Below are 14186 nucleotides of genomic sequence, written 5' to 3' on the forward strand. Positions count from 1 at the left end.
GAGTCACGCATGAGCGCCACCCCCTCAGCCGCCCCGCCCTCCCTCACCCCCGCCGTCCTGCACCGGCTCGTCCAGGAAGGGCGCGCCCCACGCCTCCTCGACGTCCGCACGCCCGGCGAGTTCCGTACCGCCCACATCCCGGGCTCGTACAACGTCCCCCTGGACACCCTGCGCGAGCACCGCGCCGAGCTCCTCTCCCACCTCGACGAGGACGTCGTCCTGGTCTGTCGGTCGGGAGCCCGGGCCGCGCAGGCCGAGCAGGCGCTCGCCGGGGCGGGGCTGCCGAACCTCCGTGTCCTCGACGGCGGCGTGAACGCCTGGGAGGCGGCCGGTGCGCCCGTGAACCGCGGCCCCGAGCGCTGGGACATGGAGCGCCAGGTGCGCCTCGTCGCCGGCTCCGTCGTCCTGACCACCGGTCTCGTCGGCGTCCTGGTGCCGGGCGTCCACCTGATCGGGACGGCGATCGGCGCGGGACTGACCTTCGCGGCCCTCAGCAACTCCTGCATGATGGGCGTCCTGCTCTCCAAGCTGCCGTACAACCGCGGTCCCCGCCCCGACGTCCGCTCGGTGATCGCGGAGCTGCGGAGCACGCCGTGACCGTGCTCGTCGTCGCCGCCTCCCTGCTCATCGGCGTCAGCCTGGGCGTGCTCGGGGGCGGCGGCTCGATCCTGACGGTGCCGATCCTCGTGTATCTGGCGGGTCAGGACACCAAGGAGGCGATCGCCGGCTCTCTGTTCGTCGTCGGCGCCACCAGCCTGGCCGCCCTGGTCCCGCACGCGCGGGCGCGGCGGGTTCGATGGCGGACCGGCCTGCTCTTCGGCGCGTTCAGCATGGCCGGGGCGTACGGGGGCGGGCGGCTCGCGGAGTACGTGCCCGGCACGGTCCTGCTCGGCGGCTTCGCGCTGATGATGCTGGCCACAGCGGTGGCGATGCTCCGCGGGCCGCGCCACGGACGCGAGCCGAACCGGCCCGAGCCCGATCGGCCCGAGCGGACCCGGACCGAGCAGGCCCGGCCCGAGCAGGGCGGTCCCGCGCTCGCGGGCCTCGCCGCCAAGGGCCTGGCCGTGGGCGCCGTGACGGGTCTCGTCGGCTCCGGCGGCGGCTTTCTCGTCGTCCCGGCCCTGGCGATCCTCGGCGGGCTGCCGATGGGTTTCGCGGTCGGGACCTCGCTCCTCGTCATCGCGATGAACTCGTTCGCCGGACTCGCCGGCCACCTCACGGGCGCCGCCATCGACTGGGGGCTCGTCCTGACGGTCACCGCGGCCGCCGTGATCGGCGGCACGGCCGGCGCGCGGCTGGCGGGCCGCGTCCCGCAGGACACCCTGCGGTCGGCCTTCGGCTGGTTCGTCGTCGTCATGGGCGTCCTCGTCCTGGCGCGGCAGCTTCCCCCTGCCGCCTGGACGCACCCCGCCACCTGGGCGGTACTCGGCGCCGGATGCGGGAGCGGCGCGACGGCCGTGATCGCCTCCCGCGTACGGCGCGCCCCGCGGCACCTCTGACGGGGCGCGCGGGGCCGCCGCCGCGCTACGCGTCGCGCGCGTGCCGCCGCCGTACGTCCTACTGCGGCTTGGTCGCGATCTGGATCAGGTTGCCGCAGGTGTCGTCGAAGACGGCGGTGGTGACGGGGCCCATCTCCAGGGGCTCCTGGGTGAACCGGACCCCGAGGGCGGTCAGGCGCTCGAACTCCGCCCGCACGTCGTCCACGGCGAACTGGGCGAGCGGGATGCCGTCCTGGACGAGGGTGTCGCGGTACGGCTTGACGGCCGGGTGGCCGGCGGGCTCCAGGAGGAGTTCAGTGCCGTCGAGCTCGTCGGGCGAGACGACGGTCAGCCAGCGGTCCGTCTCGCCCACCGGGACGTCGTGCTTCTTCACGAAGCCGAGGATCTCGGTGTAGAAGCGCTCGGCCTTGGCCTGGTCGTCGACGAAGACGCTGGTCAGGTGGATCTTCATGGGGTGTTCTCCTCCGGTCCGGACGGGTGGGGTGCGAGCCACCGGTCGGCGATCTGCCGCAACGGGGCCGTGTTCAGGTCGTGGAACTTGTAGCGCCCCTCCCGTCTGGTCTCGACGAGCCCGGCGGCCTCCAGCACGGCAAGATGCTGGGAGACGCCCTGGCGCGAGATGCCGAGCTGGTGCTTCATGCTCAGCCGGGCGCAGATCTCGAACAGCGTCTGTCCGGACTTCTGCGTCAGCTCGTCGAGGATGGTGCGGCGGGTGGGGTCGGCCAATGCTTTGAAGAGGTCGTCGGCCACCACTCCAGGATAGGCAAGCATTCACTTGCCTATCAAGTCGAGGCGGAGCCCCCGGGCACCGGGACCGCCCAAGCGACCGGGATCCCGAGGGCACCGGACCCCCGTCAGCCCGGACGGATGTGGTCCACCGCCCGGTACCGGTTGCTTCCGGCGTCGTACATCCGGAAGCGGAGGGTCACCGCGCGGGCCCCCGCCGGTAGGGGGAGTCGAAGTCCACCCGGAGGGTCGTACGGCCGGCTCTGGGCACCCGCCGACCAGGCGCGGCGGGTGTGGAAGGTCCAGCCCTGGAACATCGGGGTGTGGATCTCGCCGTCGGCGAGACGCGGGCCGTCCGCCGCGCGACCGCGAGGCGAGCCCGGGCGGCCTCCGTACCGGCCCCGTTGTCAGTGCCTCGCGATAGCTTCGATCTTGTTCGAGCGGTTGCGCGAGAGGGGCGAATTCGTGGGTGTCGAACGTGCGTTGAGGGTCGTTCTGGTCGATGTCAACGACGAGGTGGTGGCGGCCTGGCGGTCCGCGTTCGCGGACACGCCCGAGGTGGAGATCCGGCGCGGGTCCCTGCTCGACGTGGATGTCGACGCGTGGGTGTCCCCCACCAACGCGCGGGGCCGGATGGACGGTGGCGTGGACGCCGTCGTCAAGCGGCACCTCGGCGCGGGCATCCAGGTGAGGGTGCAGCGGGCGATCCGGGACCGGTTCGGCGGGAGTCTGCCGGTGGGCAGCGCGGTGTGCGTCCCGTCCGGGGCGGCCGTACCGCGGTATCTGATCTCGACGCCGACCATGCGGCAGTCCTCGCAGGACGTCAGCGAGACGATGAACGTGGCGCTGGCGTGCGCGGCGGCGTTCCAGGCGGTGCACCTGCAGAACCGGGTGAAGCCCGGCAGCATCAGGTCGGTGGCGCTCGTGGGGATGGGCGCGCAGACGGGCCGGGTGCCGGCGGGGGTGTGCGCCAACCTGATGTGGACGGGGTACGCGCTCTTCCACGACCACGGGTTCGCGGACTACGACGAGTTGCGGGCCGCGGTGCTCGGGCAGCTCGACGACATCGAGGGAGCGGGGTCCGCGCGGCGGGTCCGGATCAACGTCCCGCAGCGGCCTTGCTTTCGTCACTGACGCGGAGGTTCCTCAGGCCGGCGCCGCGCAGGGCGGGCCCGCCGGTGATGACCTCACCGCATCCGAATCCGAATCCGTACAGCATGCCGGTGGGCCCGAGGGGGCGGCCGGTCCGAGTTCTGGGAGTTCTGTCCTCGTGAACGATGTCGACGTGCCGGCCGCCGGCGGCGCGGGTTCCTCCGCCGGGGACCCCCTGGGTCTCGCCGATCTGTTCACCGGGGGCGGTGAGCCGTGGCTTCCGCTGCTGGCGCCGGTGATCGAGGCCCAGCCGGGGGCCGCCGGTTTCATCGGCCCGAAGCGCAGTCCGGAGGTGGTTCCGGTGCGCGAGCTGACGTTCCAGGCGCTGAAGCCGCATCCGCCGCACAAGTGGAAGGTGGTCGCCTTCGGGCAGAACCCGTACCCGCGGGCGGAGAGCGCGACCGGCATCGCGATGTTCGACAACACCTTCAGCGACTGGAAGGACAGCCAGTTCGGCCGTGTGGTCAGCATCCGCTGCATCATCAAGGCGGCCGCGATGTGGAAGTACGGCATCGTCAAGAAGACGCCGATCGCCGACGTCCGCGCGCTGCTGAGGAAGGAGGACACCGTCGCGCCGCCGGAGTGGTTCCAGGCGATGCTCACCCAGGGTGTGCTCCTGCTCAACGCCTCTCTCACGGCGAGCGCGGACGGGGCGGTGCCGACGGATCGTCACACGTCCTTCTGGCGGCCGGTGGCCGAGCAGATCGTCGAGGAGATCCTCCGGGCGAAGCAGGACGCCGCGGAGGAGGACCGGGGTGTGGTGTTCGCCTGGTGGGGCGCGCACGCCCGGAGCCTGAAGAGGGTCGTCCAGCGGCTGGAGAAGAAGTACCCGGGGGTCGAGGTCCGGCACCTCGACCACGCGAACCCGGCCGCCCAGGGCGACATCTTCTGCGAAGGGGACCACTTCGCCCAGGTGAACGAGGCCCTGGCCGCGGTGGGCGCCGAACCGGTCGACTGGCTGCCGAGCAAGGGCTGGGACCGGAAGCCGGCGGGCGCGGACGGTTCGGAGGGCGGTGATGTCGCGGAGCGGATGGGGGCGTTCATCGCTTCGACGATGGAGCTCCACCAGCTGTATCTGGAACGCCTCACGAGCGTCAAGGACGAGGGACTCGTCCTCCCGGCCGTCACCGGGGTGTTCGACACGCCGCTGATGGACTTCCGCAAGGCCGTCGAGCCGGTGTCGCGGGTCCTCGCCCGGCTGGACCGGCACATCGAGAGGTCGAGCGCGTTCGGCGAGTCGAAGGCCGCCGAGGCGGGGCCCGGGCAGTCCGCGTTCGGGGAGGGACTCTCCGCCGACGCGATCTCGGCGCTGCACCTCTACACGTGCGAGTCGGCGTTCTACCGCGAGATCAACGCCGTCCTGCGGTCCCCGGACCGGGAGCGGCTGGTGCCCTACCTTCCGTATCTGCGACTGCTGTTCTCCGCGGTGAAGTCGCTGCCGGCGCAGACCCGGCCGTTGTGGCGCGGTGTCGCGCTGGACCTGCGGTCGCAGTACCCGCTGGGGCAGACGGTGACGTGGTGGGGCGTGTCGTCCTGCACCTCCGAGCTGGGCGTGGCCAAGGCGTTCCTCGGGAGCCGCGGCCGGCGGACCCTGTTCGAGGTCACTCCGGCGCGGGCGGTGGCGATCCGGCGGTTCTCCGCCTTCACGGGCGAGGAGGAGTACATCCTCGCTCCGGGCACCCAGCTGAAGGTGACGGAGGTGAAGTCCGAGCGCGGCGGGCTCTGCACCGTGCGCCTGACCGAGCTGGAGGGCCAGGGACTGGTGTCCTAGGGGACTCGTCGACCGGGCCGGGCTCCGCGAGCCCGGCCCGGTCGACCAGACACGACCCAGTACCGCCGCGCGCCCTCAGGGCCGGCCCGAACCTGATCGGCGAGACACCCCCTCCTACCAGGGGCGGGAGTCCTGCGTGGGCAGGGGGCGCAGTGTCGACCAGCGTTCGAGCAGGCGGTCGGCCATGGCGGAGCCGAGGCGGCCGAGGGCGTGCAGGTGGTCGTGGTCGCGGGTCATGTCGGCGACCACGCCCAGGCGGTGGACGAGCCGCTCGCGGGCGGAGGCGTTGCCCCACTCGAAGTCCTCGGCGGGCACCCGGGCGAACTGGTCGGCCGTCCCTCGGTGGGCCCGCTCGACGAGGGCGTCGCCCTGGATCAGCCAGCCCGCACACGCGTCGGCGAGGTCACCCGGCACGTCCTTCCCGGTGAGGCCGCGCCAGGTGGTCCGGTAGACGTCCTCGACCTCCGTGAGCGGGGCCGCGGTGACCGCCATGGCACACCAGCAGGTGGGGAAGCCGATGCGGAAGTAGGCGAGTTCGATCAGGCCGTTGCCGAGCGAGGCCCGCTCGAAGTCGACGAAGCGGACGCCTTCGGCGGTGCGCAGATCGTTGCCGGGGCAGGGGTCGCCGTGCAGCAGCGCATGGTGCGGGGTGGGGTCCAACCGCTCCAGGAGACCGCCGAGTTCATCGGGAACCGTCGACGGCACGGGCACGTCGAGCGCCTTGGCCAGGGCGAGAAAGGACTCCGCGTCGCTGGCCGTGGGCCCCGACCAGGCCGGTAGCGCGCCCGCGTCGGCGGGGCCGGTCAGGGCGTGCAGCCGGGCGAGGGACTCGGCGTACCCCGGCATCCAGTCGTCCGTCCTGCCGAGGTCGGCCACGTGCTCGAGGACCATCGCCCGCGAGGACGGGTCCGTGGCGAGCACCGCCGGGGCCACGGCGGGCCCGGCGGCCCGCCCCGCCAGGCGGAGTCCGGCGACCTCCCGCGCGAAGCGCGTGTCCGCGTCGGCGCCCGCGTCCCCGCCGTCGGTGATCTGCTTGACGATCACCAGCCGTCGGTCGGCCAGCCGCACCCGCCACACCCGCGACCGCGGACTGCTGTCCAGGAGGTCGGCCTGCTGGGGGGTGCCCACGGCGGAGAGCAGCGCTTCGTGGAACGGAACTCGGTTCGGCATGCCGCCGAGCGTATCCGTTGCTTCGCACGCGCGAGCGAGCGCCCCGGCCCCGCTGAAGTCCTCCTTCGCGATCCGTCCGGGCCACCGCCCGGCCGCGCCCGGCGCCGCTCACGACCGCCGCTGCCGTCAACACTTCACGCCAGCTCCCGACAAAACCCAACTCGGGCCGCAGTTGGGGACGTTGTGCGTTCAAGGCGTGAATGCGCGAACCCTTGACGGGCCTGGTTCAGACCTTTACTTTTGCCGCTCAGAAAGTGGAATGGCGTTCATGTCCTTGAACTGCCTGGTCGACCCGGTAGATCCGCGGTGGGCGCCGCCGCCCGGCCCCGTCCGCCGACGAACTCTCCCCCACCCGAGAGGACCCCCACATGCACCGGACCCGTCTGCCACTCACCGTGGCCGCGCTCGCCCTCGCCGCCGGCGGTCTCACCGTCGCCACCGACGCCCCCGCCGAAGCCGCCGCCGGCCGGATCACCGGCATCGGAGGCAAGTGCGTCGACGTCGCGGGGGCCAATCCCGCGAACGGCACCCCCGTCCAGCTGTACGACTGCAACGACACCGCCGCCCAGACCTGGGACGTGGGATCCGACGGCACCGTCAAGGCCCTCGGCAAGTGCCTGGACGTGACCTCGGGAGGCACGGCCGACGGAACGACGGTGCAGCTCTGGGACTGCAACGGCTCCGCCGCGCAGCGCTGGACCGTCACGGCGGCCCGCGACATCGTCAACCCGCGGGCCGACAAGTGCCTTGACGCCACGGGCAACAGCTCGGCCAACGGCACCCGGCTGCAGATCTGGACGTGCACCGGCGCCGCCAACCAGAAGTGGACCGCTCCCCCGGCCGGTGGCACCGGACCGGCCCCCGGCGGGAACATGGCGGTCGCGCCGTACCTCTACAACGGCTGGGGCAGCCCGCCGAGCCCGACCACCGTCATGAACGCCACCGGCGTCAAGTGGTTCACGCTCGCCTTCGTCCTCAGCAACGGCTACTGCAACCCGCAGTGGGACGGAGGCCGCCCGCTCGTCGGCGGTGTCGACCAGCAGACGGTCAACACGGTCCGGGCGGCCGGTGGCGACGTCATCCCCTCCTTCGGCGGCTGGAGCGGCAACAAGCTGGAGAGCTCCTGCTCCAGCGCGGGCGAACTCGCCGCCGCGTACCAGAAGGTCATCAACGCGTACGGGCTCAAGGCCATCGACATCGACATCGAGGCCGCGGCCTACGACAGCCCCACCGTCCAGCAGCGCACGGTCGACGCCCTCAAGTCGGTCAAGGCCGCCAACCCCGGCCTGAAGGTGTACGTCACCTTCGGGACCGGCCAGAACGGCCCCGACACCAGCCTCATCAACCGGGCCGCCGCGGCCGGCCTCACGGTCGACAGCTGGACCATCATGCCGTTCAACTTCGGCGGCAACGGACAGAACATGGGCACCCTGACCGTCCGCGCGGCCGAGGGACTCAAGACCGCGGTGAAGAACGCGTACGGCTACAGCGACGACCAGGCCTACCGCCACACCGGCATCTCCTCGATGAACGGCGTCACGGACGTGGGCGAGACCATCACCCAGGCCGACTTCCGCGCGATCCTCGCCTACGCGCAGCAGCGGCACCTGGCCCGGCTGACCTTCTGGTCCGTCAACCGCGACCGGCCCTGCACCGGCGGCGGCGCCGACACCTGCTCCGGGATCGGGCAGCAGGCCTGGGAGTTCACCCGGATCCTCGCGGCCTACAACGGCTGACCACGGGCCCACGACCTCCGCGCCTCTCCTCCCGTCCCCACCAAGGAGCCCCATGTCCGCCCCCACCTCCCTGCCCAGGAGCGCCGCACCCCGGCGCCCCTCCCGCGCCCGCCCACGACCCCAGCGCCTCGCGGCGGTCCTGGCCACCGGCGCGGTGCTCTGCTCGGCCCTCGTCGCCCTCTCCCCCGGATCCGCCGCCGCGGCCGAGATCCCCACCGGCACCGTCACCCTCGTGAACGCCGGCAGCGGCAAGTGCCTCGACGCCCGCGCCGCCGCGACCGCCAACGGCACCGCCGTCCAGCAGTACGCGTGCAACGGCACCACCGCCCAGCAGTGGACCGTCGCACCGACCTCGGACGGCCACGTCCGGATCGGCGCGCGCAACGACTCCGCCCAGGCCGTCGACGTCAGCGACGTCTCCACCGCCGACAACGCCGCCGTCCACCTGTGGACCTACGGCGGAGGCCTCAACCAGCAGTGGCGGGCCGTCGACGAGGGCGGCGGCGCCTTCCACCTCGTCAACCGCAACAGCGGGAAGTGCCTCGACGTCCCCGCCGCGTCCACCGCCGACAGCGTGCAGCTCGTCCAGTACACCTGCAACGGCACGGCCGCCCAGCGCTTCCAGGTCACCCCGGTCGGCACCGCGCCCGGGGACGTCGACCTCGGGCCGAACGTCGTCGTCCTCGACCCGTCGATGCCCTCGGCGACCGTCCAGGGCCGGCTGAACACGATCTTCCAGCGCCAGGAGACCAACCAGTTCGGGCCGGAGCGGTACGCCGTCCTGTTCAAGCCGGGCACGTACAACAACGATGTCAACGTCGGCTTCTACACCCAGGTCCTCGGGCTCGGCCAGTCGCCCGACTCCGTGACCATCAACGGCGCCGTGCACGTCGAGGCCGACTGGTTCCCGCCGCAGAACGCGACCCAGAACTTCTGGCGCGGCGCCGAGAACCTCTCCGTCACCCCGACCGGCGGTACCGACCGCTGGGCCGTGTCCCAGGCCTCGGCGTACCGCCGGATGCACGTCCGCGGCAACCTGGAGCTGAGCGACGGCGGCTGGTCCAGCGGCGGCTTCATGGCCGACACCAGGATCGACGGCCAGGTCCGCTCCGGCACCCAGCAGCAGTGGCTGACCCGCAACTCCCAGCTCGGCTCCTGGACGGGGTCGAACTGGAACATGGTCTTCGTCGGCAGCCAGGGCGTCCCCGGCACGAGCTTCCCCAACCCGCCGTACACGACCGTGGACCGCTCCCCCGTCGTCCGCGAGAAGCCCTTCCTCACCGTGGACGCCACCGGCGCCTACAAGGTCGTCGTGCCCGCCCCGCGCACCGACTCCACGGGCACCACGTGGGCGGCCGGCGGCACCCCCGCCGCCACCCAACTCCCCATCGACCGCTTCCACATCGTGAAGCCGGGCGCGACCGCGGCCCAGATCAACGCCGCTCTCGCCGCGGGCAAGGACCTCCTGGTCACCCCCGGCGTGTACCACCTCGGCGAGACCCTCCGGGTCACCCGCCCCGACACCGTGGTCCTCGGCCTCGGCCTCGCCACCTTCGTCCCCGACAACGGCATCACCGCGATGACCGTCGCCGACGTCGACGGGGTGAAGATCGCCGGTGTCCTCTTCGACGCCGGCACGGTCAACTCGCCGGCCCTCCTGGAGCTCGGCCCCGCCGGATCGTCCGCCTCCCACGCGGCGAACCCGACCTCGCTCCACGACGTGTACTTCCGCGTCGGCGGCGCGGCCGTCGGCAAGGCCACCACCAGCCTGGTCGTCAACAGCGACCACGTCATCGGCGACCACCTGTGGGTCTGGCGCGCGGACCACGGCACGGGCGTCGGCTGGAACACCAACACCGCCGACACCGGTCTCGTCGTCAACGGCGACGACGTCACCATGTACGGCCTGTTCGTCGAGCACTACCAGAAGCACCAGACCGTCTGGAACGGCAACCGAGGCCGGACGTACTTCTACCAGAACGAGATGCCGTACGACCCGCCCAACCAAGCCGCCTGGATGAATGGTTCGACCCAGGGCTACGCCGCCTACAAGGTCGCCGACTCGGTCACCAGTCACCAGGCCTACGGGCTCGGCAGCTACTGCTACTTCAACGTCAACCCGGGCGTCACCGCCGAGCACGCCATCGAGGCACCCAACCGGCCCGACGTGCGCTTCCGGAGCATGGTGACCGTCTCCCTCGGCGGGACCGGCACGATCCGGCACGTCGTCAACGACCGCGGCGGCCCGTCCAACTCCTCCACCAACGTGGCGAACCTGGTGAACCACCCATGACACGACACCTGATACGGCTCCTCGCCCTGATGGCGCTCGCCCTCGGCCTCGGTGCCGTCGCACCCGCCCAGGCCGCCCCGGCCGCACCCGACTTCCGGGTGATCTCGTTCTCCAACGGCACCTGGGACGCGGCCCACATCGACTTCGTGAAGGAGGCCAACGACTGGTTCTCCCGGACCGCCGCCGCCCAGAACTTCTCCTACACGGCGACCACCGACTGGAACCTGCTCGCCAACGGCGGCGTGGACGCGTACGACGTCGTCCTGTTCCTCGACGACGCCCCGCAGAGCGCCGCCCAACGCGCCGGATTCGAGCGGTACATGCGCAACGGCGGCGGCTGGCTCGGCTTCCACGTGTCGGCGTTCACGACGAACGCCTCCGGCTGGGACTGGTACTACAACCAGTTCCTGGGCAGCGGGAACTTCCGCTCCAACACCTGGGGTCCGACCACCGCCGTCGTCCGCACGGAGAACGGCTCCCACCCGGCCGCGGCCGGTCTGCCCACGACGTGGACCTCCGCCGTCAGCGAGTGGTACAGCTGGTCGAACAACCTGCGGTCCAACCCGTCGATCAAGGTGCTCGCCTCGGTCGACCCGGTCAGTTTCCCGCTGGGCACGGACCCGAACCAGTCCTGGTACAGCGGTGACTACCCGCTCGTGTGGACCAACACCCAGTACCGCATGCTGTACGCGAACTTCGGCCACAACGCCATGAACTACACCACCGACACCCGACTCTCCTCCACCTTCGCCAGCCCCACCCAGAACCGTCTCCTCCTCGACGGGCTCCGGTGGCTGGCGGGCGCCGGCACCACCCCGCCCGGCCCGTTCCCCGGGGACTCCTGGTACACCCTCGCCGCCGAGGCGAACGGCCTGTGCGTCGACGTCCGGGCGGCGGGCACGGCCAACGGCACCCCCGTTCAGCAGTACACCTGCAACGGCACCCAGGCCCAGCAGTTCCGCTTCACGCCGACGACCGACGGCCACACCCGCATCGGCGTCCGCACGGCTCCGCAGCAGTCCCTCGACGTGACGGACCGGTCGACGGCCGACGGGGCGCCCCTGCAGCTGTGGGCCTACGGGGGCGGTACGAACCAGCAGTGGCTGCCGGTGGCCGAGCCCTCCGGCCGGTACCACCTCGTCGCCCGCCACAGCGGCAAGTGCCTCGCCACGACCGGCACGACCGCGGTCGGCGTCGCCCTCGTCCAACGGCCCTGCGACGGCTCACCGTCGCAGAGCTTCCGCCCCACCGCGATGCCCTGACGGTCCCCCAGGACGCCACACCCCCGGCCCCCGCGCACCCCGTGCCCGGAGGCCGGGGCGAGGGTCGTGGCAGGGGACCCTCCGACACCGCCGCCCCCCGGGCGGCGGTATCGGCATGCGCGCCCGGCGCCCCGGCCCGATCATCCGTACATGGCAGGTACGTCCCCACTCACCGGGCCCACCGGCGCCGCCGGAGCACCGGCGCCCGGTCGGAAGGGCGTGCCCGCAGTCCCGCTGGGCGCGGTGTCGCTAGTCTTCGTCGACCGGACCTCCCGAAGCACGCCTCGCCTTCCGCTCGACCCGCAGCAGGGAGCCAGATGGGCCGTCGCCTGATCCTTCGATGCCGTGCCGTCCTCGTCGCCACGGCGCTCGCCGCCGTGACGGCGGCGAGCCCGCCCGGAGCGCCGCCGCTGCCGGGGGCCACCGCCCCGTCGGCCGCCCCCTTCGACCCCGCACCCGCCCGGTCGAGCCTGGAGCGCCTGCTGCCCTCCCGGGCGGCGCAGTTCATCCTGGTCCCGGTCGAGGAGCCCGCCTCGGGCGACTACTTCACGGTCTCGGGCGAGGCCGGGGCGATCGAGGTCCGGGGCACCTCTCCGGCCACGCTCCTCACCGGTGTCGGCTGGTACCTGGAGCGGGTCGCCGGGGTTGACCTGGGATGGCCCGGCTCCAGCGTCGGCCGGCTGCCCGGCACCCTCCCCGCGGTCGCCGGGACCCTCACCCGGTCGGCCTCCGTGCCCCACCGCTACGCCCTCAACGACACCGACGAGGGGTACTCCGGCGCCTACCGCGACTTCGCGTCCTACCAGCACGACATCGACCTGATGGCGCTGCACGGCGTGAACGAGGTCTTCGTCCCGACGGGGGCCGAATACCCGTACTACCGGGCGCTCCAGGAGTTCGGCTACAGCGCGGCGGAGCTGCGCGCGTGGATCCCCGCCCCGGCCCATCAGGGCTGGTGGCTGCTGCAGAACCTGTCGGGGTTCGGCGGGCCGGTCTCCGACCAGCTCGTCGAGGCCCGGGCGACGCTGGGCGGGCGGATCGCGGGCCACCTCCGCTCGCTCGGGATGACGCCCGTGCTGCCGGGCTTCTTCGGCACCGTGCCGACGGACTTCGCCGCGCGGAACGACGGCGCGGTCACCGTTCCACAGGGCAAGTGGGTGGGCTTCGACCGGCCCGACTGGCTGGATCCGACCGGGCCCGTCTTCGCCCGGCTCGCCGCCGCCTACTACCGCTACCAGCAGGAGCGGTTCGGTGTCAGCGACATGTTCAAGATGGACCTGCTGCACGAGGGCGGGGTCGCGGGCCCCGTCGACGTCGCGGCGGCCGCCGGGGCCGTCCAGCGGGCTCTGGACACCGCGCGTCCCGGCGCCACCTGGGTCATGCTCGGCTGGCAGAACAACCCCACCGACGCCCTCCTGAGCGGCGTCGACCGCCGTCGGCTCCTGATCGTCGACGGCCTCTCCGACCGGTACGACGGGCTCGACCGCGAGGTCCGGTGGGGCGGCACGCCGTACGCCTTCGGCACGATCCCCAACTTCGGCGGCCACACCAGCATCGGCGGCAACACGGGCGCGTGGGTGGACCGCTTCCACGCCTGGCTCGGCAAACAGGACAGCGCGCTGCGCGGGATCGCGTACCTCCCCGAGGCCACCGGCGGGAGCCCCGCCGCGTTCGACCTCTTCACCGAACTCGCCTGGCAGACGGGTCCGATCGACCAGAAGACCTGGTTCGCCGAGTACGCCGCCCGGCGCTACGGCGGTACGGACCCCCATGCGGCGGCCGCGTGGGAGCGGCTGCGCCTCGGCCCGTACAGCATGGCGACCGGGACGTGGAGCGAGCCGCAGGACAGCCTCTTCGCCGCACGGCCGGGTCTGACGGCGGCCACCGCCGCGAAATGGAGCCCGAAGGCCATGCGGTACGACGCCGTGACGGTCGAGCGGGCCCTCGATGAACTGCTCCAGGTGGCGCCCCGGCTGCGGACCACGGACGCGTACCGCTTCGATCTCGTGGACGTGGCACGTCAGGCGCTCACCAACCGCGGCCGGGTGCTGCTGCCGCGCATCAAGGCCGCGTACGAGGCCGAGGACCTGACGGGCTTCCGGGCGCTGGTACGGGAGTGGCAGGCGCACGAGGAGCTGCTGGGGCGGCTCGTCGGCTCCGACCAGCGGTTCCTGATCGGTCCCTGGCTGGCCGACGCGCGCTCCTGGGGCGCCGACGCGGAGGAACGGGACCAGCTGGAGTACGACGCCCGCTCGATCCTCACCACCTGGGCCGGCAAGGGGCCGAGCGAGACGGGCGGCCTGCGCGACTACGCCAACCGTGAATGGTCCGGCCTCGTCCAGGACGTCTACGCGCCCCGGTGGGCCGCCTACTTCGCGAGTCTCGACCGTGCGCTGGTGACCGGCACCGCGCCGGTGGCCGTCGACTGGTTCGCGCGGGACGACGCCTGGGCGCGCGGCCACCAGCGCTACCCGACGACGCCCACGGGCGACCCGTTCGCCCTGGCGGGCGAGGTGCGGGCGGCCCTGGCGGCATGAACGAGAGCCGATGAGGGAGAAGCCGTGACGGACGACGTCT

Annotated in this window: 11 protein-coding genes; 8 read left to right on the plus strand and 3 right to left on the minus strand. The window is 72.5% G+C overall.

Annotated features, from left to right (window positions below):
* Positions 1-9 precede the first annotated feature (9 nt).
* Complete coding sequence (locus ACIP8Z_RS03365) at positions 10-597, plus strand: rhodanese-like domain-containing protein (protein WP_402078101.1); 588 nt, start codon at positions 10-12, stop codon at positions 595-597.
* A complete protein-coding gene (locus ACIP8Z_RS03370) occupies positions 594-1499 on the plus strand; it encodes a sulfite exporter TauE/SafE family protein (RefSeq protein WP_402078103.1) in 906 nt (301 codons plus the stop codon). Before ACIP8Z_RS03365 ends, ACIP8Z_RS03370 begins: the two co-directional genes overlap by 4 nt.
* Before the next feature lie 58 nt (positions 1500-1557).
* On the opposite strand, the gene ACIP8Z_RS03375 is transcribed toward ACIP8Z_RS03370, so the two are convergent.
* Both ACIP8Z_RS03375 and ACIP8Z_RS03380 read right to left on the minus strand, forming a co-directional pair.
* Positions 1558-1950 carry a VOC family protein gene (locus ACIP8Z_RS03375; protein ID WP_355959111.1) on the minus strand — a complete coding sequence of 131 codons (393 nt, stop codon included), beginning with the start codon at positions 1948-1950 and terminating at the stop codon, positions 1558-1560.
* Positions 1947-2249 (minus strand): helix-turn-helix transcriptional regulator, encoded by a 303-nt coding sequence (locus ACIP8Z_RS03380; RefSeq protein ID WP_187624190.1) that lies wholly within the window; start codon positions 2247-2249, stop codon positions 1947-1949. Before ACIP8Z_RS03380 ends, ACIP8Z_RS03375 begins: the two co-directional genes overlap by 4 nt.
* 441 nt (positions 2250-2690) lie before the next feature.
* Here ACIP8Z_RS03380 and ACIP8Z_RS03385 point away from each other — a divergent pair, with 441 nt between their 5' ends.
* Together ACIP8Z_RS03385 and ACIP8Z_RS03390 are read left to right on the plus strand one after the other, a co-directional pair.
* On the plus strand, positions 2691-3359 hold the full coding sequence (locus ACIP8Z_RS03385; RefSeq protein WP_402078107.1) for a macro domain-containing protein: 669 nt from the start codon (positions 2691-2693) through the stop codon (positions 3357-3359).
* A gap of 136 nt (positions 3360-3495) precedes the next feature.
* Positions 3496-5148 (plus strand): ADP-ribosyltransferase domain-containing protein, encoded by a 1653-nt coding sequence (locus ACIP8Z_RS03390; RefSeq protein WP_402078109.1) that lies wholly within the window; start codon positions 3496-3498, stop codon positions 5146-5148.
* 114 nt (positions 5149-5262) lie between these two features.
* Here the strand turns inward: ACIP8Z_RS03390 and ACIP8Z_RS03395 are convergent, their stop codons facing one another.
* Positions 5263-6318, minus strand: a complete 1056-nt coding sequence (locus ACIP8Z_RS03395) for a phosphotransferase family protein (protein WP_402078112.1) — start codon at positions 6316-6318, stop codon at positions 5263-5265.
* 368 nt (positions 6319-6686) lie between these two features.
* On the opposite strand from ACIP8Z_RS03395, the gene ACIP8Z_RS03400 reads away from it, so the two are divergent.
* The 4 genes from ACIP8Z_RS03400 (at position 6687) to ACIP8Z_RS03415 (ending at position 14146) form a co-directional block, all read left to right on the plus strand.
* Entirely contained in the window at positions 6687-8054 is a 1368-nt protein-coding gene (locus ACIP8Z_RS03400; RefSeq protein WP_402078114.1) for a ricin-type beta-trefoil lectin domain protein, read from the plus strand.
* Positions 8055-8106: 52 nt separating this feature from the next.
* Complete coding sequence (locus ACIP8Z_RS03405; protein ID WP_402078117.1) at positions 8107-10347, plus strand: RICIN domain-containing protein; 2241 nt, start codon at positions 8107-8109, stop codon at positions 10345-10347.
* Entirely contained in the window at positions 10344-11609 is a 1266-nt protein-coding gene (locus ACIP8Z_RS03410; protein WP_402078119.1) for a ThuA domain-containing protein, read from the plus strand. Before ACIP8Z_RS03405 ends, ACIP8Z_RS03410 begins: the two co-directional genes overlap by 4 nt.
* 317 nt (positions 11610-11926) lie before the next feature.
* On the plus strand, positions 11927-14146 hold the full coding sequence (locus ACIP8Z_RS03415) for an alpha-N-acetylglucosaminidase (RefSeq protein ID WP_402078121.1): 2220 nt from the start codon (positions 11927-11929) through the stop codon (positions 14144-14146).
* Positions 14147-14186 lie beyond the last annotated feature (40 nt).

It is taken from the genome of Streptomyces sp. NPDC088553 (genome assembly GCF_044752965.1).
Classification (GTDB): Bacteria; Actinomycetota; Actinomycetes; order Streptomycetales; family Streptomycetaceae; genus Streptomyces.